The sequence below is a fragment of the Shewanella sp. DW31 genome (genome assembly GCF_015767295.1).
In the GTDB taxonomy this organism is placed as follows: Bacteria; Pseudomonadota; Gammaproteobacteria; order Enterobacterales; family Shewanellaceae; genus Shewanella; species Shewanella oncorhynchi.
Map to the genome: position 1 here is coordinate 51,841 of NZ_JADWMP020000004.1, position 25,764 is coordinate 77,604.

18 protein-coding genes and 1 pseudogene are annotated in these 25,764 nt (G+C 46.8%); 16 read left to right on the forward strand and 3 right to left on the reverse strand.

The genetic code is table 11. The annotated features are described in order from the left end of the window. Positions 1-38: 38 nt before the first annotated feature. The gene (locus GWI56_RS04895; protein WP_198572288.1) at positions 39-1,328 is read right to left on the reverse strand and encodes an FAD-binding oxidoreductase; all 1,290 of its coding nucleotides are present in this window, start codon (positions 1,326-1,328) and stop codon (positions 39-41) included. Positions 1,329-1,868: 540 nt separating this feature from the next. Between GWI56_RS04895 and GWI56_RS04900 the strand changes: the two genes are divergently transcribed. Beyond that, positions 1,869-2,516 carry a DUF938 domain-containing protein gene (locus GWI56_RS04900; RefSeq protein ID WP_198572289.1) on the forward strand — a complete coding sequence of 216 codons (648 nt, stop codon included), beginning with the start codon at positions 1,869-1,871 and terminating at the stop codon, positions 2,514-2,516. A 51-nt stretch (positions 2,517-2,567) separates the two neighbouring features. On the opposite strand, the gene GWI56_RS04905 is transcribed toward GWI56_RS04900, so the two are convergent. Further along, on the reverse strand, positions 2,568-3,146 hold the full coding sequence (locus GWI56_RS04905; RefSeq protein ID WP_198572290.1) for a nuclear transport factor 2 family protein: 579 nt from the start codon (positions 3,144-3,146) through the stop codon (positions 2,568-2,570). A 432-nt stretch (positions 3,147-3,578) separates the two neighbouring features. Between GWI56_RS04905 and GWI56_RS04910 the strand changes: the two genes are divergently transcribed. Beyond that, positions 3,579-5,567, forward strand: coding sequence for a TonB-dependent receptor (locus tag GWI56_RS04910; protein WP_198572291.1), 1,989 nt, complete (start codon positions 3,579-3,581; stop codon positions 5,565-5,567). 536 nt (positions 5,568-6,103) lie between these two features. Continuing rightward, a complete protein-coding gene (locus tag GWI56_RS04915; protein WP_028759787.1) occupies positions 6,104-6,394 on the forward strand; it encodes a cytochrome c3 family protein in 291 nt (96 codons plus the stop codon). Positions 6,395-6,631: 237 nt separating this feature from the next. Here GWI56_RS04915 and GWI56_RS04920 read toward each other — a convergent pair whose 3' ends face one another. Then, positions 6,632-8,641 carry an ATP-dependent DNA helicase gene (locus GWI56_RS04920; protein ID WP_198572292.1) on the reverse strand — a complete coding sequence of 670 codons (2,010 nt, stop codon included), beginning with the start codon at positions 8,639-8,641 and terminating at the stop codon, positions 6,632-6,634. A gap of 432 nt (positions 8,642-9,073) precedes the next feature. Between GWI56_RS04920 and GWI56_RS04925 the strand changes: the two genes are divergently transcribed. The 13 genes and pseudogenes from GWI56_RS04925 (at position 9,074) to GWI56_RS04985 (ending at position 25,740) form a co-directional block, all read left to right on the forward strand. Beyond that, positions 9,074-9,574, forward strand: a complete 501-nt coding sequence (locus GWI56_RS04925; RefSeq protein WP_198572293.1) for a GNAT family N-acetyltransferase — start codon at positions 9,074-9,076, stop codon at positions 9,572-9,574. Positions 9,575-9,950: 376 nt separating this feature from the next. After that, positions 9,951-10,964, forward strand: a pseudogene (locus GWI56_RS04930) (IS110-like element ISShes7 family transposase). A 929-nt stretch (positions 10,965-11,893) separates the two neighbouring features. After that, on the forward strand, positions 11,894-12,793 hold the full coding sequence (gene hisG, locus GWI56_RS04935; RefSeq protein ID WP_006086295.1) for an ATP phosphoribosyltransferase: 900 nt from the start codon (positions 11,894-11,896) through the stop codon (positions 12,791-12,793). A gap of 3 nt (positions 12,794-12,796) precedes the next feature. Next, the gene (hisD, locus tag GWI56_RS04940) at positions 12,797-14,119 is read left to right on the forward strand and encodes a histidinol dehydrogenase (RefSeq protein WP_198572294.1); all 1,323 of its coding nucleotides are present in this window, start codon (positions 12,797-12,799) and stop codon (positions 14,117-14,119) included. A gap of 90 nt (positions 14,120-14,209) precedes the next feature. Then, a complete protein-coding gene (gene hisC / locus GWI56_RS04945) occupies positions 14,210-15,412 on the forward strand; it encodes a histidinol-phosphate transaminase (protein ID WP_198572295.1) in 1,203 nt (400 codons plus the stop codon). 101 nt (positions 15,413-15,513) lie between these two features. Continuing rightward, complete coding sequence (gene hisB, locus GWI56_RS04950) at positions 15,514-16,605, forward strand: bifunctional histidinol-phosphatase/imidazoleglycerol-phosphate dehydratase HisB (protein WP_198572296.1); 1,092 nt, start codon at positions 15,514-15,516, stop codon at positions 16,603-16,605. 31 nt (positions 16,606-16,636) lie between these two features. Beyond that, a complete protein-coding gene (gene hisH, locus GWI56_RS04955; protein ID WP_198572297.1) occupies positions 16,637-17,461 on the forward strand; it encodes an imidazole glycerol phosphate synthase subunit HisH in 825 nt (274 codons plus the stop codon). Positions 17,462-17,531: 70 nt separating this feature from the next. Continuing rightward, positions 17,532-18,269: a 1-(5-phosphoribosyl)-5-[(5-phosphoribosylamino)methylideneamino]imidazole-4-carboxamide isomerase gene (hisA, locus tag GWI56_RS04960; RefSeq protein WP_198572298.1), complete on the forward strand. Its 738-nt coding sequence runs from the start codon at positions 17,532-17,534 to the stop codon at positions 18,267-18,269. Then, positions 18,251-19,024, forward strand: a complete 774-nt coding sequence (hisF, locus tag GWI56_RS04965) for an imidazole glycerol phosphate synthase subunit HisF (protein ID WP_006081894.1) — start codon at positions 18,251-18,253, stop codon at positions 19,022-19,024. Before hisA ends, hisF begins: the two co-directional genes overlap by 19 nt. Before the next feature lie 134 nt (positions 19,025-19,158). Next, entirely contained in the window at positions 19,159-19,800 is a 642-nt protein-coding gene (hisIE, locus tag GWI56_RS04970; protein WP_173244587.1) for a bifunctional phosphoribosyl-AMP cyclohydrolase/phosphoribosyl-ATP diphosphatase HisIE, read from the forward strand. A gap of 777 nt (positions 19,801-20,577) precedes the next feature. Continuing rightward, complete coding sequence (locus GWI56_RS04975; protein WP_173244583.1) at positions 20,578-21,765, forward strand: aromatic amino acid transport family protein; 1,188 nt, start codon at positions 20,578-20,580, stop codon at positions 21,763-21,765. Positions 21,766-22,070: 305 nt separating this feature from the next. Next, positions 22,071-25,508, forward strand: coding sequence for a YdbH domain-containing protein (locus tag GWI56_RS04980; protein ID WP_198572299.1), 3,438 nt, complete (start codon positions 22,071-22,073; stop codon positions 25,506-25,508). Positions 25,509-25,521: 13 nt separating this feature from the next. Then, entirely contained in the window at positions 25,522-25,740 is a 219-nt protein-coding gene (locus tag GWI56_RS04985; RefSeq protein WP_028759774.1) for a YnbE family lipoprotein, read from the forward strand. Positions 25,741-25,764: the final 24 nt, after the last annotated feature.

Below are 25,764 nucleotides of genomic sequence, written 5' to 3' on the forward strand. Positions count from 1 at the left end.
TTGAGCAGATTGATTGGTAGCAGATAACACGGCGCAGACTAGCGCCAGTTTTCCCGCAAAGTGTAATACAACATGCCTAACGCAAGCGCTTGATTGCCGAACCATTCATTTAACGGAATGCGGATATGGCGCATGGCGGCAAACAAATCAAACTCACGCAATTGCCCGTCCATCGCATTGGCCATGATCTCGGCCATAATGTGCGATGTCGCTACTCCGTGCCCAGAATATCCTTGGCAATAGAACACATTAGGCGACACTTTGCCGAGCTGCGGGATACGGTTAATCACAATTCCTGCCATTCCCGCCCACGCAAATTCGATATTAACGCCCTTTAATTGTGGAAACGTACGCTCAATCGCGGGCCGTAATTCCGCAGCCACATTTTTAGGATCGCGGCCGCTGTAGTTAGTGCCGCCGCCGAACATCAGCCGTTTATCCGCGGTCAGGCGATAGTAATCCAGTACAAAGCGGCAATCGTACACGGCTAAATCCTGCGGATTGATTTGCAAAGCGATATCATCGGGCAGAATCGCAGTGGCGCAATTGCCTAAGGACGCAGGAAATAACATACCGCGCAGTTTTGGACGGGCGAGTTTATGGTAAGCATTACCGGCGATCAGCACACTGTTGGCGCGCACTTTTCCCTTGGCAGTGATAACAGTCGCCACATCACCTTCTTCAATATCGAGTACGGGCGAGTGTTCAAAGATTAATGCCCCAAGACCTGCTGCGGCGCGGGTTTCACCAAGGCATAGATTAACAGAGTGTAAATGCATATTGCGCCGATTGACTAAGCCACCGTGATACAAGGGCGAGCCTAAATATGCGGGCATTTCATCGGCGGATACCAGCGTCATAAATTCCCCCATGCCGCGGCGCTGCGCCTCATCATGCATCGCACTAAGCTCTTGCATATGCTTTGGCTGGTAAGCGGTTTGGATATGACCAAACTTTAAATCACAGTTTATGCCGTACTTGGCCACCCGATTTTTAATTATATCGTGGCCGCGCCAACGCATATTCCACACATAATCTTCGGCCTCATGGCCGATTTGGCGGCGCAGCTGTTTTGTCATCTCAACATCGCCGGACAAACTGCCCGTCACCTGCCCACCGTTGCGTCCGGTCGCGCCCCACGCAATTTTATTGGCCTCAATCAGCGCGACTTTGTAGCCCTTCTCGGATAACTCTAACGCCGTTGCCACGCCGGTAAAACCGCCACCGACAATCGCCACATCGACTCGAATGTCGCCTTCAAGCGCAGGATAATCTGACTCTTGGTCAATGGTGGCATTGTAGTAGGAGGCGCAACGCTCTGCTGACATGGTCATTCCTTGATGTTGGAAGTTAACTGTTGAAAATTAACTGTTGAAAGTTGAAAGCTGAAAGTGAGTGTTAAGTCTTAGTTCTGGGCTCTCAGTTCTTCTGGACACTTAGTTTTGGACACTCGTTTTAACGCGGCATTATACCGACGTTGTTTTATATTTTTTACAAGCGTTCAGAATTTGTGAGTATATCTAAGTTAAGATCGAGGTCAACAGTGAATTGCGATAACTATTTGCAGGACAAAGGGAGTTGAGCTGACTGCAGGCTCCTTCTTGAAGAACCTGAAATGGAGGTGCTTGAGATGGAAGCTTCTGAAATGGCGGTACCTAAAATTAAGGCACTAAAATTAAGGCACTAAAATTAAGGCACTAAAATTAAGGCACCTAAGATTAAGATACCTAAGATTAAGTTATCTAAGATAGAGACTCCGAATGTTAAGGCGCGGCTCATTTTCTCTTTTAAGCCTTATACTTTTTGCTGGTTTAAGATAGGCTTGTGCGGCGTCATCCTCTTTTTATCTCAGCAACCTAGAGTCCATTATGCCACGATTGCCAATTGTCCAGCCACTTAGCCAACTGCCGTTTTCCCAAGCGTGCGAAAACAACAAAGCGCCGATTTTAGCGGTATTAACACAAGCATTCTCACTCAACCAACATGTACTCGAAATCGGCAGTGGCACAGCGCAACATGCTGTGTATTTTGCAGCAAATCTTCCCCATTTAATCTGGCAAACCAGCGATCAGGCTGAATATATTGAGGTCATTACCGCAAGGTGTATGCATGAAGGCAAGCGACCCAATGCAGCGGCAAACCTACGCTTACCACTTACCCTTGATGTTACCGCACCATGGCCGGTGAAGGGATTAACATTTGATATTGATGGCGTATTTACTGCAAACACTTTGCATATTATGAGCAAAAATATGGTTGAAGCATTTTTTACTGGCCTTGGTCTGTATCTCCCCCAACTCAAGACCCTGTGCATTTACGGCCCCTTTAACTACCAAGGCGAATTTAGCAGTGACAGCAATCGCCAGTTTGATGCCTTTTTAAAACAGCGCGATCCCGCCAGCGGCATTCGCGATATTGAATGGATTTGCAGTTTAGCTAGCGAGCAAGGCTTAACGCTGAAGCAAGATGTGGCTATGCCCGCCAATAATCGACTACTGCATTTTGTTAGAGACTAGCTTTTTGTTAAAGACTCGTTTTTTGTTAAAAGCTAACTTTGGTTGAGTGGTTTAGTCCGTTTTGGCCTCGGCGGTTCTGTGCCCATAACTCAGCACTCGGGTAGCTTTCCACTGTTCGTTCTGTTTGCGCCACACAATGACAAAGTCGGCTAGGCCATCACAGCTACCAGTTTCAAAGCTGCAAAAACGATGAACGCCTTGCTCTATCGCACCAAACTCTTTCACCGGAAACACTTTCATCGTGCCCGCAACTAACTCGCGGCGGTAATGGCCACAAGCATATTTTTCGGTGTTGGCGATCATGTCCTTGCGGTTCCAAGTAACGCCACCAGTATCGTGGTAAAACTCTACATCTTCAGTGAAAAACGCCGCGTGTTTCTTGAGCTCAGCAGGGGCTGAACACTTATTGAAACTGTCGAACACAGCAAAATCCACCGCTGCAATTTGGGTAGATAAAGTGTCTGTAAGTGCAGCAGCGGGCTGCGCAATGTCAGTTTGTGGAACATCAACGGTTTTATCCGATGCTGCTTTAGCTAATGTTGGCGTATCTGTGGCAACAGCAGGTTCGGTAGTGGCGAGTGACAAAGTTAAAACAGTGACTGTGGCTAGGCTATAAAATGCTGGATTCATATTCTCTCCGTAAATATTGGCAATACATTTTGTATGGCGACTATTCACATCACAAACATGAATGCACCACGAAACATAAAGTCACATCGCCAGCAAAGCTTATGCCAGTTAAAATATCCATATTAATCATATTGATATAGCTTCATATTACGTTATGCAGTTTTGTACGGTGATAGTTTCTGATTATTCTCACTATTTTTTAGTGATTTATCCGACGACAGTCAGACTCAGATCGTCATACTCAGTACCTTATGCTCAATACACTCAATCAAGATGACCATGCCAGCGAGCAACACGTCGAATATACGGACTATCACACTGTTATTAAACACTAAAAATTTACACTGCCTTTACACAAAAGAGAGACATCCAAGCTTGAAGCTATAATTAAGAATAATTATCATTCGCCAAAATTACCGAAGGAAGAATGATATGCCCCGCTTTATCCGTCGCACTCGCCAAACCTCGCATCTATCTCATGCAACACAGACACCTATGTTGAGCCAGCTATCGCGCGCTATTGGTTTATGTTTGTTATTACCTGCAGCATGGGCTAGTGCTGCAAATACGCAAGATACCACTCCAGAAATGGAACGCATGGTGATCACAGCAACACAAACTAAACACTCGGAGCTTTCGGCGCCCGCTTCAGTGTCCGTGATTAACCGCAGTGAACTTGAAGCGCTAGTCATAGACGATCTCGCTAGCGCAGTCCGTTATTTACAGGGTGTGAACATCAGCGAAGGCACGCCATATGGCCGCAATGAGATCAGCCTGCGAGGTTTGGATTCAGATTACACTTTAATCTTGATTAATGGCCGCCGCATTAACTCCCGCGAAGCATTAACCTCTGGTTATGGCAACGATTTTGACTTGTCCTCTATTCCTATGTCTGCCATTGAACGTATCGAAGTTGTGCGTGGGCCTATGTCATCCCTCTACGGCTCAGAAGCTTTAGGCGGTGTGGTTAACGTCATACTGCGTCAACCAACTGAGAACTGGCAAACCAGCGTTGGCGTGCAATACGATGCACCTACCAGTGGCAAGGGTGGCGATAGCACTAAGTACAATTTCTACAGTAGTGGCGCGCTGATCAAAGATAAATTACTGGCAAACTTAATCGTCGACAGCAATAAACGCGATGCATGGCGCTCGGACTTAAAACCCACTATTGATGCGCTAGAAGACAGGGATGAAATCAGCGCCCTCGCCAATTTACAATGGCTGATTGATAACCAGCAAGATCTGCAATTTGACTTAAGTTACGCCAACGATGAACGCGAGTCTGATTGGAATAACTACGGCACGATTCTCACCAATAACCAACAAGCGGAGCGGATAAGTTCAGGTCTGACCCATAATGGCCACTGGAACTGGGGCGATACTCGCCTGCGCTATTACTATGAAAATGTTGAGGTGACTGACGACTCAGCGTTAATCGCCGAGATAGGTAATATCACCCAAACCAACCACAATCTCGACGGTCAAACCACTGTCCTGCTTGGCGATCACATGTTAACCAGCGGTGCAGAATACCGTTGGACCCAGCTCGAAAATAGCCGCAATATTTTAGGTGATGGCACCTTAGATGACAGCCAATCGGCATTGTATCTACAAGATGAATTTAGCTTAGGCGAACTCAATATCACCTTAGGTGGGCGCGTCGATCACCACGATGTGTACGGCACCGAATTTAGCCCACGCTTGTATTTGGTGTATAACTTAAGCTCTGAATGGGTCATTAAAGGTGGTGGCGGCAAAGCCTTTAAAGCGCCAAATATGGCGCAATCCCAAGCCGATTATATTATCCCCGCTTGTCGTGGCGCCTGTACCGTTGCGGGAAATCCTGATCTTCAACCCGAAACCTCAGTGAACTACGAGTTATCGACCCAATATCAAACCACGGATTTTGGTGGCTCGATCACCTACTTCCATAACGATGTAGAAAATAAAATTATCACCGAAACTTGGAATAGAGTCCCTGGTACAGTATTAACTTACCAAAACGTGAACGAAGCTAAGATCACTGGTTGGGAATTACAAGCTTGGTACAATTTAACTCAAGATCTCAGCCTAAACGGTAATTACAGTAAAACCGATGCCGAAGATAAGCAAAATGGCGCGCCTTTTACCTTAACACCGGACGACAGCTATAACCTGAAACTGCAATGGCAGGCATTCGATGGTTTATCCACCTTTATCGCCTACCATTATACTGGCGAGCAGTATTTACGAGCCAATGTCAAATCAGAGGGTTATGGCTCGCTCGATATAGGTGCGAATTATCAAATTAATCCTATGTTTAGACTGAAGCTTGGCGTGACTAACCTAACGGATTCTGAACGTGACCAAGTTGCCACTGACCTTGATTATATTCAAAAGAGTCGCAGTATTTATGCTGGGGTAACTGCAAGTTTCTAAGCTCTACAAGCCAGAAATTAATGTGTAACTATAGCTCTGCTACTCAACATTAAACATCATAGGCGAAGCCCGTTTTGGCTTCGCCTATTGTTTTAAGACCAAAATGAATATCACACATCCGACCAGAAAAAGTAAAATCAATATATTTTCTAAAATAGAGAATTTTTAAATAAACATCAAAAATATAAATTACATAATCCAGATTTAAATCATTAGTCTTTTACATTCCGCAATATAACCTTGATCATACTTTAACGCTAAAAAATAACTCACCCGTTAACCTTTGATAACGATCAAGGTTTTGTCATATTAAAAAACTATTATACACACGCAAGACTGCTAAAGCTTGAGGTGTAAAAATCTCGATTATTAAACTTACGCACCAAGCAAAAGCGATATTATCTTTCCGTTTATATCACTAATAAAACAGCGAGAAAAATACAGTTCCAACTTCAAGTTACATATTTCATAGCTAGATATGTGATTTACTCGCTTCAGAATGATGATTTAACCAACAATAAAAAAAGGAAAATAACATGCTTAAAAAGATGATGCTAATGTGCGCACTGTGCTTTTCAACGAATTTAATGGCGGTATCACTTGCCGACAGTCATTCTGAAAGATCTGACTGTGAATCCTGCCATAAAGATAAAAAACCTTCAGCGGATTATGTTTTTGAAAATCAGCAATGTGTATCATGCCATGGAGAAATGAAAACACTCGCAGGCGAAGCTCATACTAAACATGATGGCGTTTTAACATGCACCAATTGCCATATCGCTCATCAAGAAAAAGCACCAGCAGATGCTTGCAAAGAATGCCATTAATTCACTAAAAATCTAAAACCAAAGGCCGAAGAATTATTTATTTTGAATGGAACCATTAGGCAGGATGCCACTTGACCCAACCTCCAAGGGTGTTTGCCATCTATTGCTCACAGGTGGCAATTTTTACCTCCATTTTTATATCCTTACAATATGTGTAACGGCTCAATACTTAGCTCAGAATCCCATGTCAGGCAAATAGGGCAAGTTTAATTGTGCTAGGTAAGCCATAGACGACTCTCAGGGGATTGTTCTCAAGAATGCCAATGCCTTTTCTAGGTCACGGGTGCGCGCCATCGGTGGCAGCGAGTTTAAAAAAGCTTGGCCATAGTAGCGATTCACAATGCGATTATCGCAAAGGATCAGCACACCACGATCTTTTTCATCGCGAATGAGACGGCCAACACCTTGTTTCAGCGCAATAATCGCCTGCGGTAACGACACTTCAGTAAAAGGATCGAGTCCCTGACGACTCACATTGTCGGCTCGGGCGCGATACAGGGGCTCATCGGGCGACACAAAAGGTAATTTGTCGATAATCACGCAGCTTAACAATTTACCGCGCACATCCACCCCTTCCCAAAAACTACTGGTGCCGAGCAATACCGCATTGCCGAGTTGGCGAAACTTAGTCAGCAGACTCTGTTTACCCGCTTGGCCTTGTACCAGCAGCGGATACTGAGTGCGAGTTCGCAATGCCAGCGCCGCTTGTTCGAGCATTTTATGGCTGGTAAATAAAATAAAAGTCCGTCCCTGTGCCGCATCTATCGCTTGCACGCACACATCCACCAACTGCTTTAACGCTTGCTGTTGATTGGTCACGCTCCCAAGTTGTCTAGGCACACAAAATACCGCTTGGCGGGGATAATCGAAGGGACTGTCGAGAATGCTTTGCTGCGCATCAACGATACCCATTTCTCGGGCAAAATGAACAAGACTGCGGTTAACCTGCAAAGTTGCCGAGGTAAATATCCAACTGGTTTCGGGCACAAATAACTGTTGGCACTCACGGGCAATATTGATTGGTGAAATTCGCAGCACCACAAAGCGACTACCAAATTCGATGCTGTAGGCCGCCAGATTATTATCGCAGTTAAAAAACACACTGAGCTTGTTATTCAACTCCGCCAACTTAATGGCGATATCATCTAACAATTCACTGCGGCCAATATGGGCCATTAATAAATTCTGCAGCGCGGTTAATTCCGCTAATAAATCCCATGACGCCCCCGCGAGCGCTTTATTGCCCAGCACTAAACGCCAATCGGATTCACCGCAGGAATATAACTGATTATGCCAATCACTTAATTTAGCGAGGCAACGCTGGCAAAATTGGGCGAGTTGCCCAGTATCACTGAGTTCAGTCTGATAAATAGCGAGTAGCTTTTGAATGAAATCATCGATAGTACGACTCGAACATTGCTGGCCAAAATAGTTAACGCAAATATCGGGTAATAAATGCGCTTCATCGAAAATCACCACATCAGGATCGGGTAATAACTCGGCAAAGCCCGTGTCTTTCAGTACACTATCGGCGAAAAATAAATGGTGGTTAACCACAATAATTTTGGCATCCAGAGCACGGCTGCGCGCCTTGCGGGTAAAGCAGGCATCGTAAAAATCGCAGCGCTTACCAATACAGCTTTCCTTAGTGCTGACCACAAGCGGCAGCGCCGAAGAATTCTCAGGCACTGAGGTTAAGCCGCCAATATCACCATCTTTGCAGGTGCTCGCCCACTGATTGATTTTCAACAAATCATCCAACAAACGCGCATCGATATGTGTCGCCTCGCTCATTTGCTTATCGAGTCGCCACTGGCACAGATAATTATTACGCCCCTTTAGCAGCGCCAGTTTTGGCTCAATTCCCAACATGGCGACCAGCGCGGGTAAGTCTTTAAAAAACAACTGCTCTTGCAAGTTTTTACTGCCCGTACTGACGATGACTTGCTTACCGCTCAATATCGCGGGGATCAAATACGCAAAGGTTTTACCTACCCCCGTACCCGCCTCAATTACTACATTCCCCTTCGCCGCTATCGCCTCACTCACTTCCTGTGCCATCTGCATCTGGCTTGTTCGCGCACTAAATCCTTGAATATGTTTAGACAATACTCCATCGGGCAAAAATGCGCGTTGCACTTCGGACGCGAGTCGACTCACCGCAGCGGCGCCTTTTAAAGCAGAAGGCTTAGCGACAGTTTCTTTAGAGGAAACATGCTTTGATGTCGGTTGGCGGGAGCGAGTCAAAGGGAGAATCAATCCTTTATCAAGGTGTTAGGAACGTCAGTGAAAACAGTACTGCAAGTCCACACAATAAATTACTGAGCGAATGCATAGTGAAACTTTATAAGCACAAACAATGGTTAGTACCGCATGCCACTGCCGTAAACAATAGCGTTAAGCTTAACAGCTCGAAGCATTATGCTGATTTGAGATAAGACTACAAGTTAGCCGCGTAATTAACGCCAATTTAAACGTCGGTATTTGCTAGCATCCGCCAAAGCATGTGCGCTAGCTGTAACGGTTCGCAAACTTCTGTCGATTTCAGCCTGCCACTAACCATTTGAAATAAATAAGCTACCTCAGCAAAGCAAAACTCTATACCAGTATATACGCTCGATAACAGGATGTTTCAGTGCCCAAGCATCAATACTAAGACGCAGGTAATCAGGATGAATGATGTCAAACGTTAGTCTTATCAATTTAAAAACAAGTGACACCACAACGCTACAACGTCTGCTCCAACTTTATTATTTTGATTCAACATCTTGGAGTAAAGAAGATATAGGCATTGATGGGTTATATGATGGCTCTACAGCCTCAGATCTTGAATCCTATGTTAACTCACAAGAGGCAAAAGCCTACCTCATTTGGGTAAATGAAGTATTGGTAGGCTTTGTTCTACTAGAATGGGTTGAAGATGAAAAAAGGCTTATCTGGGAACTGGCTGACCTCTTTATTCTTCCTAAATATCGCGGTGGTTGGATTGCGCTCGAAGTAGTCCGTCAAATATTTGAGCAGATTAGCACACCGATACTGGTCGCTACGTTCAAAGAAAATGAACTGGCTTTGCGCTTTTTTAAAGCGGTATCAAAACGATTACAGCTTAATTCAGTACGTGAGTTAATCGAGGATGAAACTACGCCGTTTTATACATTCATCATAAATGAACACATCTAACAATCGATGTTGTTCAAGTTTTTCTAAGCCACCCATTGTTTGTAGTGGTACGGTTAATTTGGCCATCTAGTTAGAATTGACCTCAGCAATGTCTACGTTTTTTGACCTTCGCCATACTTATCGTAATGTGAACTAGACGATTGTGAGTAATAGATCTTCCGCACTTTTGTCCAAAAGCGTGCTGCGTGTCTCCTTAAAACCTACAGTTTATGCTAATGCTAAAAAGGTAGGCCATGGTGATTAGCGAGACGACCGTCCGCCCCATGGACGGGGCGGTCGAGCATCCAAGGATGATGGGATGGACACCTCTTGTGAAGTAGGCGTCATTTACGCCATATTGAATTTGCACGTTCAATAACAACAAAAGGTGTCCAAAATGAAAGTTACACTAATAGGAATTGATCTCGCAAAAATATCTTCCAAGTATGTGGAGTTAATCAAGCAGGCAAGAGTGTTTTTAACCGTTCGATTAAACGTGCTCAGCTCCTGACTTTTCTGCGTACTTACCCTGATGCCACTATTGCGATGGAAGCCTGCAGTGGCTCTAACTATTGGGGCAGAGAGTTACTTTCTCTCGGGCATGACGTCAAACTGATCCCGCCTCAGCATGTTAAGCCATTTGTCAAAGGCAATAAGAACGATCGCAATGATGCCTTCGCTATCTGTGAGGCGGCGCAGAGACCGAACCTGATTTTCGTCCAGCCGAGAACCTTAGCGCAGGTTGATATCATCATTACCCACAGAATTCGCGAGCGCCGGATCAGAATACGCACTGCACTAACCAATCAAATCAGAGGCTTACTAAGTGAATATGGAATAGCCCTCCCTAAAGGACGTAATCCATTGAATCTTTTGCTGCCGGAATTACTTGAGGATGCCAGTAATCAACTCACTACGATTGCACGCCAATACATGCGTGAGCTGATGGAAGAGTTGCGTGCGATCAACGTTGCAATAGGTTCGCTGGAAAAAGATATCAAACTGCAGGCAAGAACGCACCCGGATGCCAAGCGACTGATGGGTATAAGAGGCGTTGCAGAAATCATTGCCACTGCCGCGGTGTCATTTGCCGGTGATGGCTCTGGCTATCATGGTGCTCGGCATTTTTCTGCAAATTTAGGACTGGTTCCTAAAGAGTTTTCCAGTGGGGGGGAAACAGAAATTGGGCGGCATAACCAAACGAGGTAACAGCTATCTGCGGCGGCAACTGATCCAGGGAGCTTGGTCGATTATTCGCTATGCAAGTAAGAGTAATGACAGGATCTCCGTATGGGCCTTAAAGGTGATTGAGCGGCGAGGTAAACAGAAAGCGGCAGTAGCAATTGCAAACAAATTGGCACGGATCATCTGGGCTATGCTGTTTCATCGCAGCGAATATCGGCCTTGTTAATATGTAAAAATCGAGTATTAAACTCACCTTAAAACACGACTACAGATAATGAAGTAACAGGTAATACCGGCCTTTGCAGATGCTGAGAGAGTACAAGGAGCATATGACTCCGAAAGGACGATAAGCAGCAAAGGCGCGGTTCTCATTAAGGCCAGAGAACAAAGATTCTCACAAACAGGTCGGATATACGTACGCAGTATTACTTTCTGTTACTCAAAAAGTGGTTGATCTATTTGAGGTGTCCATATAGGACTAGCTGCGAGTCGGTGAGTGAACACCATGGCAAGCCTGTATTAATGAATATCAGCAAATGCTCACAACTCAAGTTACGAATCCCCTGCACGACTTCCAACACATTTCCATCCACTTTCAACATCCCACCAACAAATATGCTCAATAACTTTATTTAACGATAACCCTCTGGCTTTCACAAAAACGCATAAATATTCTCATTTAATTCAAATTGGCTGTTGCAAAGGCTCATAAAAGCGGTTAGTTTAAATCCACTTATACGGGTAGACGTCCGTAACAACGAATTCAACGCTTCACTGTATTTCGAGCAGTTAAGCCAATAAAGTTAAATACCGAGAGAGTAAAATGAGCCCACTACTGAACGCTATCCACCACCATCACCACCATATGCGGTAGCCTTCGGACGCTCACTGCCGGAGGACTATATCCTTCTGGCGGACTGATTCAAGATGATCATAAACCCCTGGAAGGAATTCCGGGGGTTTTTGCATTTAGGCGTTAATTTGGGTTTTAATTTAAATAAGCAACTTTAGATATTTAATAAATTATCAATACGTTAGCTAGAACACTTAGCTAGATTTCTTAGCTAGGGCCCATTGAATGGCAAGGCGTATTAAACCGATTAAACAACACTTTTTGAATCTTTTAATTTTGATACTTTTGAGCGAGATAACACTATGACTGAATCGAACCGTTTACGCATCGCCATCCAAAAATCTGGCCGTCTTTCTACTGACTCTCAGCAACTGCTAAAAAGCTGTGGTGTTAAATTTTCCATTAATGAACAACGCCTTATCGCTCATGCTGACAATATGCCTATCGATTTACTGCGCGTTCGTGATGACGATATCCCAGGTCTAGTGATGGACGGCGTAGTCGATATGGGGATCATAGGTGAAAACGTGCTCGAAGAAGAACAAATCGAGCGTCAAACTCTGAACAAACCCGCAGATTGTCTCAAACTGCGTCAGTTAGATTTCGGATCATGTCGCCTTTCGTTAGCCGTACCAACAGAATTCAGTTACGCCGATGCCTCCTCGTTAGAAGGATTACGCATCGCCACTTCTTATCCGAACCTTCTGCGCCGTTTTATGCAACAAAAAGGCATAACTTATCGCGACTGTATGTTAAAAGGCTCGGTTGAAGTCGCCCCGCGTGCCGGCCTTGCCGATGGGATTTGTGATCTCGTGTCGACGGGCGCCACCTTAGAGGCCAACGGTTTATACGAAACCGAAGTGATTTACCGCTCTATGGCCTGCATCATTCAATCGACCCAAACCCAAACACCGACTAAACAAGCACTCATCGACAAAATTCTGTCCCGCGTCAATGGCGTTATCCGCGCCCGTGAGAGCAAATATATCCTGCTGCACGCGCCAACCGAGACCTTAGATCAAATCGTCGCCCTGCTGCCCGGCGCGGAAAACCCAACCGTATTGCCATTAAATGATGATACTAACCGCGTTGCTATACACGCCGTCAGTACCGAAGATTTGTTCTGGGATACTATGGAACAGCTGACCGCACTCGGTGCCAGCTCGATTCTGGTAATGCCAATCGAAAAAATGATGGGGTAATGTATGGAAATCCTAACTTGGTCAACCTTATCAACCGCCGAGCAAAAAACGGCGCTGAAACGCTCGCCTTTAATTGGTGACATCGGCTTAGAGCAAAGCGTTCGCGCCATTATCGATGCAGTGGCAACGCGGGGTGATGCCGCCATTGCCGAATTTAATCAAAAGTTTGATGGCTTCAATAGCGCGACCAAAAATTTAAATGGACAAGGAAGTGATGAGCTGCGCATGGGTGAAGCCGAGATTGCTGCGGCAAGCGCACGGGTATCACCAGAGCTGAAAGCGGCGATCGCCAAAGCCATGGCGAATATAGATGTGTTTCACAGCGCCCAGCAATTTCGTCCGATTGATATGGAAACCGAGGCGGGAGTACGCTGCGAGCTACGTAGCGAACCGATTGAAAAAGTGGGTTTATATATCCCCGGTGGCAGCGCGCCATTAATTTCTACCGTGATGATGCTCGCCCTGCCCGCCAAGATCGCCGGCTGCGAACAAAGAGTATTGGTCAGCCCACCGCCGATCAACAATGCCATTATCTATGCCGCCAATGCCTGCGGGATCACTGAAATTTATCAAGTGGGTGGCGCGCAGGCCATTGCGGCACTGGCCTTTGGCACAGAAACTATTCCCGCGGTCGATAAGATTTTTGGCCCAGGTAATCGCTACGTGACAGAAGCTAAACGCTTAGTGTCACAGGATGGCCGCTGCACTGTGTGTATCGATATGCCGGCTGGTCCTTCTGAGGTGTTAGTGATTGCCGATAGCGACGCCAATTGCGAATTTATCGCCGCCGATTTGCTTTCGCAAGCGGAGCACGGCCCTGATTCACAAGTGATTTTAGTGACAGACTCGCAAGCGATCGCCAATGGCGTCAATGACGCGCTGACAAGACAACTTGCTGCCCTGCCGCGTTGTGATATAGCTACAACGGCGCTCCTCAGCAGTCGCACTTTTGTTGTGGACGATATGCAGCAAGCCGCGCAGGTTTCCAATCAATATGGGCCTGAGCACTTGATCATTCAAACGCGCTTTCCCCGCGAGGTACTGAAAAACATTCGCGCGGCGGGCTCGGTATTTTTAGGCGCTTATACACCTGAATCTGTTGGCGATTATGCCAGTGGCACCAACCACGTGCTACCGACTTACGGTTACAGCCGCGCCGTGTCGAGCCTGTCATTAGCCGACTTTAGCCGCCGCTTTACCGTGCAGGAACTCAGCGCTAAGGGCTTAATAGGATTGGGGCAAGCAGTCATGACGTTAGCCAGTAACGAATTGCTCGATGCGCACAAAAATGCGGTCGCAGTACGTTTAGCTAGCCTAGAGAAATGACCCGCCTAGATCTTAAATGATTAGCACTTAAGTGAATAACTCTTAAGTGATTAGCCCTTAAGTTTATAAAAATAGAGCTGAGTGAAGAAAATGAGCCAAATGAGCAGCATGGAAAAGACAGCAGAACCCACAGCATTAACGGCATCAAAGTTAACACCATCAACGTTAACGCAATCGGCGCCGCTAAATTTAGCCGAGCGTTTAGCGCGCCCTGAGTTACTGGATTTAACGCCCTACCAGAGTGCCCGCAGACTGGGCGGTCGTGGTGATATTTGGATCAATGCCAACGAATCACCCTTCAATAATGTCGATACCGCAGCGCTCGATTTATCAAAATTGAATCGTTACCCAGAATGCCAACCGCCGCAGCTTATCAAGGCCTACAGCGAGTACAGCGGTGTAAGCGAGCGTAAGATAGTCGCCAGTCGCGGCGCCGATGAAGCAATTGAACTATTAATTCGCGCCTTTTGTATACCTGGCGTCGACAGCATTGCCTGCTTTGGCCCGACGTACGGCATGTATGCCATCAGCGCGAACACCTTTAATGTGGGCGTTAAAGCATTAAATCTCAGCGCGGAATATGGCTTGCCGACAAGCTATGCCGAGGACGTTCGCGGCGCAAAACTGGTGTTTATCTGCAATCCCAATAACCCGACTGGCACAGTGATCGACAAAGCCATTATCGAGCAAGCAATCAAAGCCTTGCCCGACGCGCTTGTGGTCATCGACGAGGCCTATATTGAGTTTTGCCCTGAATACAGTGTGGCGGATTTGCTGGAAAGCTATCCGAATCTAGTGGTACTGCGCACCCTGTCAAAAGCCTTCGCACTCGCCGGCGCACGCTGTGGTTTTATGCTGGCAAACGAGGCCGTAGTCAAAATCATTATGCGCGTGATTGCGCCCTATCCTGTGCCGCTACCCGTGAGTGAAGTCGCCACCCAGGCGCTATCAAACGCAGGCGTTGCGCGGATGAAAGTGCAAGTTGCTGAATTAAATGAGCAAGGCGCCAGACTCACCGCGGCGATCAGCGCTTATTGTTCAAAATCGAATAGTTCAGATTCGCGCGCCCGCGTGCTTAAGCCTAACGGCAATTATGTGCTGGCTGAATTTGATGATGTCGCCAAGGTCGCGGCGTTACTGCAAGGCAGCGGCGTTGTCGCCCGCGCCTACAAAGACCCAAGGCTTGCCAAGGCTATCCGCTTTAGCTTTAGTTCAAAGGCGGATACCGATGTGTTAGTGAATTTATTTGAATCGCAACACACTGAGCAGTCACCAGAAACGAATAATAAGTAACTGAACATAAAAACTAATAAAACCAATAAAAAGCGAATGCCGCGCTGAAGGTAAAATCAGCTTAAGCATTAGCTAAACGAATTGAATTTGAAGGTAGAGCCATGAACCCACAATTTATCCCAAACGTTGCACAAAAAATTCTGTTTATCGACCGCGATGGCACCTTGATTGAAGAGCCCGTCACCGACAAACAGGTCGATTGTCTGGCTAAATTAGTGTTCGAGCCACAGGTGATCCCCGCTTTGCTACGTCTGCAAAAGGCGGGATTTCGTTTAGTCATGGTCAGCAATCAAGACGGCCTTGGCACACCGTCTTTCCCGCAGGAAGATTTCGACGCGCCCCACAATATGATGATGCAAATCCTCAAAAGCCAAGGGGTTAACTTTGAAGATGTGGTGATTTGCCCACACTTTAATGATGAAAATTGCAGCTGCCGTAAACCTAAGCTGGGGCTAGTAAAAGACTATCTCACCCAAGGTTGCATCGATTTCACCCAATCGGCGGTGATTGGCGATCGCGAAACGGATGTGGAGCTGGGCAATGCCATGGGCATTAAAAGCCTGAAATATCAACGCGACACTTTAGGCTGGAACGCCATCGCCGATGTGCTGCTCAATAAAGGCCGCACCGCCACAGTCGTACGTACCACCAAAGAAACCGACATTCGTGTGACTGTGGATCTCGACAGCCCCGTTAAAGGCAAAATCGACACTGGCATTGGCTTTTTCGACCACATGCTCGATCAAATTGCTACCCACGGTAATTTTAGAATGGATGTGAAAGTCGATGGCGATTTAGAAATCGACGATCACCACAGCGTCGAAGACACTGCGCTAGCCATAGGTGATGCCCTGCGCCAAGCGCTCGGTGACAAACGCGGCATTGCCCGTTTCGGCTTTAGTCTGCCGATGGACGAAGCCAAGGGCGAATGCCTGCTGGATATCTCTGGCCGCCCTTTTATCAAGTTCTCGGCCGATTTTGAGCGCGAGCACGTCGGCGAAATGGCCACTGAAATGGTGCCGCACTTCTTCCGCTCCTTTGCCGATGGCCTGCGCTGTACGCTGCATGTGTCAACCGAAGGCGATAACGATCACCACAAGGTTGAAGCCCTGTTTAAAGTGCTCGGCCGCGCGCTACGCCAAGCAGTTAAAGTTGAAGGCGATATTCTGCCATCGAGCAAAGGCGTGCTTTAAGGCATCAGCATAAATGGTTTAAGAGGTTAGGATGCAACAAGACACTCTATTAACAGCTGGCCAGCAATTAACAGCAAATGCATCACCAGATGCTGAAACCGTCATCATAGACACGGGCTGTGCCAACTTAAACTCAGTACGTTTCGCCTTCGAGCGTTTAGGCGTTAAGGTATTGGTCACAGACGATAAAGCCAAAATCAAAGCGGCAAAACGTGTGGTACTGCCGGGTGTGGGCACGGCGGGTGCCGCCATGGCGTCCTTACATGAAAAAGGCTTGGTCGAACTCATTCAAGGCCTGACTCAACCTGTGCTGGGTGTGTGCCTTGGCATGCAAATGTTGGCGGCAATTTCTAAGGAGCGCGGCGGAAAAGGTCAAGATTGCGAGTGCTTAGGCATAATCCCGACCGACATTTGCGAGCTGGATACGCAGTTACTCAAAGCTGAAGGCTTGCCTTTGCCGCACATGGGCTGGAATCAACTAAAGCTCACGACCAACTCACAAGGCGCCAACAGCCCTAGCGTTCATCCGCTGTTTGCGGGTATTGAAGATGGCAGTTATGTGTATTTCGTCCACAGTTACCGCGCGCCGCTGAGTGAATTTACCTTAGCCGAATGTTCCTATGGCGAAGGCTTTAGCGCCGCCATCGGCAAAGGCAACTTTATGGGCGTGCAGTTCCACCCCGAAAAAAGTGCCGCCGTGGGCGCGCAAATTCTGCGTAACTTTTTACTGATGGACGAGTTACAGATGAACGAGTTACAGATGAACGAGTTACAGATGAACGAAGCGCTGATGAACAAAGCGCTGCAAAGCAACTCTGCTGATGGCCAAGCGGATGTAAAGAAGGCTGACCAATGAATAAATTACTCATCAAAAAACTAGTTATTAATAAATCACTTATAAACAAATCAATCAAGGATCTGAGCTTATGATTATTCCTGCAATTGATTTAATTGATGGCAATGTCGTCCGCCTCTATCAAGGTGATTACGGCCAGCAGACCACCTTTGATTTAAGTCCTTTGGCGCAGCTGCAATCCTACGAGGCTCAAGGCGCGAAGTGGTTGCATATCGTTGATTTAACAGGTGCGAAAGATCCCGCTAAACGCCAAACTCTCCTTATTAGTCAACTCGTGGCGGGACTAAACGCTAATATTCAAGTGGGCGGCGGCATTCGGACAGAAGAACAAGTCACTGAATTATTAAATATCGGCGTAAAACGCGTGGTGATTGGCTCACTGGCGGTGAAAGAACCTGAGTTAGTCAAACAATGGTTTATCAAATACGGCAGCGAAGCGATTTGCCTCGCACTCGATGTCAATATCAACCAAAGCGGCGAGAAAATTGTCGCCGTATCCGGTTGGCAAAGTGGCAGTGGTAAGAGTTTAGAATCCCTTGTAGAAGCCTTTAGCGCGGTCGGCTTAAAGCATGCGCTAGTAACTGATATTAGCCGTGACGGCACCTTAACGGGCGCGAATACCGCGCTTTATCAAGAAATTGCTGCAAGTTATCCCGATATCGCTTGGCAAGCCTCCGGCGGTATTGCAACTCTTGAGGATGTTGCCGCCGTGCGTGATAGCGGCGCGGCGGGCATCATTATAGGCAAAGCCTTGCTTATCAATCAGTTTAACGTGGTGGAGGCAATCCAATGCTGGCCAAACGACTAGTCCCCTGTTTAGATGTGAAAGACGGTAAAGTAGTGAAAGGCGTGCAGTTTCGTAACCACGAAATTGTCGGTGATATCGTGCCCTTAGCCGCGCGTTATGCCGAAGAAGGCGCCGATGAGCTGGTGTTTTATGACATTACTGCCAGCGCCCACGAACGTGTGGTCGATAAATCTTGGGTGAGCCGCGTGGCGGAGCAGATTGATATTCCCTTCTGCGTGGCAGGTGGCATTAAAACCATTAGCCAAGCCCGTGAATTATTAGCCTTTGGGGCGGATAAGATTTCGATTAACTCGCCCGCCTTGACCGATCCAAGTTTAATCTCACGCCTGCAGGACGAGTTCGGCCGCCAGTGTATCGTGATTGGCATCGACTCCTTTTTCGACGCCACCAGCAACAGCTATAAGGTAAAACAATTTACCGGCGATGAAGCGGCGACTAAGGATACTCAGTGGTTTACCCAAGACTGGGTTGAAGAAGTACAAAAACGAGGTTGTGGTGAAATCGTGCTCAATGTGATGAACCAAGACGGCGTGCGCGGCGGCTATGATATCAAGCAGTTAAGTCTTGTTCGCGCCATCTGCGACGTGCCTTTGATTGCCTCGGGCGGCGCTGGAACTATGGCGCATTTCCGTGATGTGTTTATTGAAGCCAAGGTCGATGCGGCGCTGGCAGCGAGCGTATTCCACAAGGCGATTATCAACATTGGTGAGTTAAAAGCCTATTTAGCGGCCGAAGGCATTGCGATTAGGCGCTAGCTATTGCAATTAGCCGCTCGCGGTCAATCGTTTATAGCGAGCTAATGGCGCCTACCGCTACAGTAAGAGCATGAGTAAGAGCTAGCAACCACAATACGTCGCTAAAAAGCATCAACAAATTAAGAGTGAACACTATGTCAACGCAAACACACACTAAATCGGATTTTAGCGAGCTGGATTGGGACAAACAGGATGGACTTATTCCTGCCGTGATCCAAAATCACTTATCGGGCAAGGTATTAATGCTCGGTTATATGGATAAGGCCGCGCTGGAAAAAACCTTAAGCACAGGTGATGTGACCTTTTTCAGCCGCTCAAAACAGCGTTTGTGGACTAAGGGTGAAATCTCAGGCAATACGCTAAAATTGGTGGCTATTGATAAAGACTGCGATAACGACAGCCTGTTAGTTCAAGTGATCCCCAACGGCCCAACCTGCCACAAAGGCACCGAAAGTTGCTGGTTAGATGACAATGCGCACCCATTTTTGAACAACCTCGCCAGCTTAATCACCTCGCGTAAAGGGCAAAGTGCCGATTCCAGCTACACGGCGTCTTTGTTTGCGCGCGGCACGAAACGTATCGCCCAAAAGGTCGGGGAAGAAGGTCTTGAAACCGCCCTTGCCGCTGCGACCCACGATAAAGAAGAGCTAGTTAACGAAGCCTCAGATCTTATCTATCACTTGCTGGTATTGCTTGAAGATCAAAACTTAAGCCTCAGTGACATCACAGCAAATTTGCTGGCAAGACATGAAAAGGCGCTAGAGAGCAAAGCATAATCTGCTTACTGTTCCTGATGTCTTACTATCGATTTTACCGCTAAAAATGCCGCCCGCTTAAATCAAGTCGGCGGCATTTTTTATCGCGCGATTCCCTCAAGTGCCATTGCCGCAATGTAAACAATGAATATCTTGCGCCTTAATCCTGTGACAAAAAATAATCAAAATACTGTTGTAATGGTTGACAAGTACATTTCAGTTCCCTATGGTAACCTCCGTTGCCGTTAGGTTATTAAGGCAAGGCATCAAAACACTTATCCGTTTTTACTCAACACACGCTAAGGCAAGTTTTATGTGTTTCACACCCTTTTATACTCCCTATCTGTAGCCGCAATGGATATACCCAAGCTACCTGAAGATACGAGTTTCAGAGCGCCTAGGGGGCTTCAATTCAAGGCGCATCAATGACAGAATGTCGACCACCTTTTGAATTGATGCAACACGGGAGTGGAGTACCCTAGACGCTCCGTCCCGGCGGGTTTTAACGCACTTTATGCGGTGTTGGTTATTTTTAACTTAGCCCGCTAGGTCTGCAAATAACCGCCTTGCCTAAAGTGCGTTAAACTCCCTCTGAATCCTGCATCTTCAGGTTGTTTGGGTATAAAGGCACCTCGCCTGACCTTCCATTGTGGCCATATCCTTTCGGATCCGCTGAGCGCCACTGTCTCATTTGCTTAAATCATTTTGTGCTTGAATCGCATCAAAATCCTTTAAGACGGTTGCTTTAGGATCAAGTCTTTATCTCTTTTTCTTGCGACACGCTTTTGAGATCATGTTATGACACAGAATAAAATTTTCGGCAGTTTACTGCTTATCGCCGGCACCACAATCGGCGCGGGTATGCTGGCTTTGCCTATCGCATCGGCTGGACTCGGTTTTGGCACCTCCTCCGCCATTATGCTCATCCTATGGGCGCTGATGGCCTACACGGCACTGCTTATGGTGGAAATACATCAATTCGCCCCCAGCGATGCCAGCCTTAATCACTTAGCGCAGCGCTTATTGGGTCGTAAGGGCCAGTTGATCGCCAATAGCGCCTTGATGTTTTTACTGTACGCCCTCTGCGCCGCCTACATTGCTGGCGGCGGCGAGCAAGTGAACCAAAAGCTGAGCACTTGGCTAGGACTAAATTTGCCACCGCAGGCGGGTGCAATCCTATTCACCCTGCTGGTTGGCGCCATTGTGGGCATGGGAACCCACTGTGTGGATCTCATCAATCGCGGTTTATTTGCCCTTAAGCTATTGGCATTATTGCTTATGTTGGCCTTGTTACTGCCGCAGGTTGAAAGCCCACATTTGCTCGAACTCCCGCTCAACCAAGGCCTAATTATCACGGCTATTCCGGTGATTTTTACCTCCTTTGGTTTTCACGGTTCGATTCCATCAGTGGTGCGCTACTTGGGCGTTGAAGTCAAAGCCCTGCGAAGGATCATGTTGTTTGGCTCGGCTTTGCCATTAGTTATTTACCTTTTGTGGCAACTGGGCAGTCAAGGCGTATTAAGCCAAAGTCAATTGCTCGAAAACCAGAGTTTATCAAGCTTTATCAATCAACTGGCGAGCGTACTGCACAGTGAATACTTAAGTAGCGCTATAAGTCTATTTGCCGATCTCGCCCTTGCGACCTCGTTTTTAGGGGTGAGTTTAGGTTTGTTCGATTTTATGGCCTCAAGCTTAAGGCAAGAAGATAATGCAACAGGTCGAAGCTTAACCGCGGCTATCACCTTTTTACCGCCCTTAGGTTTTGCCCTCTTCTACCCTCAAGGTTTTATCGCCGCCCTAGGCTACGCGGCGATTGCGCTGGTGATCCTCGCCATCTTTTTACCTGTGACCATGGTGTGGACACAGCGCCAGATGCGAGACGCTGCCAATATGCCGATGGGTTACCGCGTTGCGGGCGGAAAGTTAGCCTTAATGCTCGCCACACTTTGCGGAATTGTGGTGATCGCCGCCCAGATATTTAGCTAGCCGCAATTCACTCACCAAGAGTGAGTTAACCAAAAGTTCGCTAGCTCGAATAAAAGATGAAGTACAAGAGCCTGTAAAACCTCAACTATTGACAGCAGGCGCTTGTCTATTCAATGATCCTTTCACATTAGTCAGCTAAGCCCGTGAGTGTTAAACTGCCTCAGGTGCTCGTGCGCGATATAAAAGCTCCGAAGTAACCGAACAAATTAAAAGTGCCAATGAAATATACACATTCGTGTATTTTTGCACTGCTAAAGCACGAGTTTGATCAGGGCTCTTTCAATAAAGGATAAATATCAAACCCAATGCCAATCCACAACAAGCCAAGCCGTGGCAATGCCTCTGATAGCAAGGCACTTCAGCACGAGGCAACGCAGATATCTGCAGGCCCTCGCAGTGGTGCTTTAGATTTTGGAACGGATACTCATGTTGCTGCGCAAAATCGCCGTAAATTCCCCCTAAAAAAAACCTTATTGGCGACCAGCTTAACGGGCATCTTGGCGGGCGTGGCGTTAACTGTTTGGATTGTGAATACCCAGGCTGAACAACTCATCATACGGGCGGCAAATTTTGCCCTCACAGGTATGGACAGCGAACTGATTGACATTGAATTAGGGCAAAGTCAGTTAGAACATTGGCGAATTACCTCTGCCAATCTGAGGGTGCATGATAGCCATATCAAGCTTAATGATTTGAATATTCAGCTAAAACTTGACTGGCCACAGAGTTTTGCCGAACTGAAACAGTTCAGCCAAGCCTCTTACCTCACTCAAAAAATCACCCAAATATCCACAGGTAATATTGAAGTCGAGTTAGGGCAATCACTGTTTTTACCCAATCGAAATGCCATCGATGAACAAGGCCCCGCATTGGTCTTAGATATCAAATCATTACCACTCATCGATATCGGAAAAACCAGTCTTATTCTCAAAGCCCAGCATCTCAACACCCAAAATGATTTATCCGCCTATCGTTTGGTGATGGACAAGTTGAGCCTCAACGGCGCGGGGGAAATCAACAGCGAGTTTAGTCACGCAGGCGAAAGCATCGCCACACTTAAAGCCATACTCGAAACCAACAAATGGCAACTCATGAGTCAAATCCAGCTCGCGCCGCTGCTTGCGAGCTTGCATCAAATCAGCCTGAGGCAAGCGCAAGACAGTGTACTGAGTCCGTTAACTGAGCTTGATAAAGAGTGGCAAGCGTTAGCAATTGATTTACAAGGCCAATTGGTATCCAACAGCAGTATCACTTTAACCTCAGGCGAACTTATCAGTGAGCATCAATTAATCGATCCAAAGCTGACCTTTAATCAACTGGCTGCACTAGAGCTTGCGCCTAAACCCGAGCTTGCACCTAAGTCTGAGTTAGCATTTAAGATTGCAGGGCATTTAGCCGAACTTGACCTAAAACTAGAGCCCTTTAGCTTAGCGCTGAGTCCAAATACAGAGCAGCAACAACGATTGATGCAGCTGCTCGATGAGACGCTGGCTAAACCTTCATCTCAGTCAGTATCTGAACCAGTATCTCAACCGATAACTGAGCAAGTGCCTGATCAGACAGCGAGTCAAATCGCTAAGCTGCTATCGGGGCTCAAAAGTACAGATACACCAGTGGGAATCGCACTGACATTGCCTGAAGCCCTGCATTACCCGCTGACTCAAATTCCGCAAGATGTGCACTTAGCTAATCCCCTTGCGATTAAACTTCCTCGAGTGAAGCTTAAGACCTTAGGCAGTAAGCTCGATACCCAAGTCGATTTGGCCAATGTTGAAATCACAAAATCAATCGAAGCACTGTCCTTCAAAACAGATTGGCGCCTTAGTACGAGGCAAACAGGCTCAATGCAATTATCTGAATTGTGGGCAAATCCACCGCAGGACTTTAGCTGGAATAATAGTCAGTTAACAACAGCAGGCACATTTAACTTAGTTCAGACGCCAAGTTCAACCGATTGGCAATTCATCACTGCCGCTACCGAGTCGACTGAACTGACTCAATCAACAAAACAAGATACTGGCAACACGCTAGAGTTCGCCGTGGGTGAGCTTAAGCGTATTAGCATGCAAAATAAAAATGCGGCTAAACATGCAGAGTTTAGCCTTGGTAGTATCGCGATAAATGCCCTCGCGCCGCTGAACATAAGCTCGCAGCAAAGCACTCATACTCAGAGTTCTGGTATTCAAAACGCTAGCATTCAGAAAGTCAGTCCAGCGCAAAGCTCAGTACCCACATCTGATACCGCAAACAGGTTAACCCTTGCCATACCACCTTTAACCTTAGCACTGGAGCAACTGTATTTTTCGCAGACCAAACAGACTTTAGTGACAGATGGTGTAGTCACTGAGGCTAATGCGGATAAAAATGCTAGCACTAGCATCATAACGAAAACCGATATGAATGCGGGCAGTTTCTCGATTGCATTACAAAAAGCCATGTCATTTGAACTTAAACCCAATATCGAAGCGCTGTTCGACTCGCTGCTCTCTACCACTTGGCGTAATCAACTCGCATGGCAAGCCAGTCAGCTAAATATCGAAAAACAGCTCAGCAGCAAAGGCCGCAGCCGCAAAGAAACCGTACTTAAGCTGGACAAGTTAACGCTGGCACAAAGCTTAGATTGGAAAAATAACACGCTCTTTGGTGATGAGCACTGGCAAGTGGGCACAGTTGAGCTGCAAAGCCAACACAAGTTGAACCTTGCCACCGCGAACAATCCTTTAGTGTTAACGGGCCAATGGGTAGTCAACACTAGCATGACCGAGGCGCTGGCCTTGCTCAATCAAACCCAACCCTTACCATCTGAGCTTAATGTCACAGGTAATAACCAATTACAGGCGCAGTTTAATTTAACCCAACAGCGCGATCAGACCCAATTTGCCATGCAAATAACTCAATCGATGACAGAACTTGAAGGCTTTTATAAAGACATCATTTTTGAGGGGGGAAAACTGCAAGCGCAATGTGAGTTCACTTGGGGGCAATCTTATAAAAAAGAGTCTCATAACAAGCCGCAGGATAAAGGCTATTTTAGCAGCCTCAGTAAGCTCAATTGCCCGCAGACGCTGATGACCTTTAACTTATTTGATCCAGGCTTCCCACTGACCGATATCGAAGTGGAAGCCGATATCGCCCTTGGCAAAGATGCCGAGAAATTGCCCGACAATTGGATACAACAACTCACAGGCTTAAGTGACACCGATGTTTCCATGACCGCCAAAGGCAAAGTGCTCAGCGGCCAGTTTCTGCTGCCAGAATTTAATCTTAAATTGCAGGATAAATCCCATGCCTATCTGTTACTGCAGGCCATGAGTCTAGAAGAGGTCCTGCGTATTCAACCGCAAATTGGCATCTATGCCGACGGCATATTCGATGGCGTGTTGCCCGTCGATTTAATCAACGGCAAAGTGTCGATCACTGGCGGGCAATTAGCCGCGCGCGCACCCGGCGGCCTCATCGCTATCTCAGGCAACCCCGCCGTTGAGCAGATGCGCCAATCCCAACCGTATCTAGACTTTGTCTTTTCAACGTTAGAACACTTACAATACAGTCAATTATCAAGCAGCTTTGATATGGACCAAGCCGGTGATGCTAAACTACTCGTCGAAGTGAAAGGCCGCGGTGAAGGGATTGAACGCCCTATCCACTTGAATTACTCCCACGAAGAGAACATGCTGCAATTATTTAGAAGTCTGCAAATTGGTAATGACTTGCAGGACAGAATCGAAAAATCAGTGAAGTAACAAGGAAACCTCAGTGAAGATAATTCAATTACAGCAAATTAGCATAGGTACCCGAAGCGCACTTATCGCATTGGTAGCCCTAGCCTCATTGCAGGGCTGTACGCCCACAGTAAAAATAGAACCGCCGGATAAACCTATCGTTATCAATCTCAATGTGAAAATTGAACATGAGATACGGATCAAAGTAGATAAGGAATTAGACCAACTCCTGTCAGACGATAAGCTGTTCTAATTAAATAAGAATTGAGGAATCACC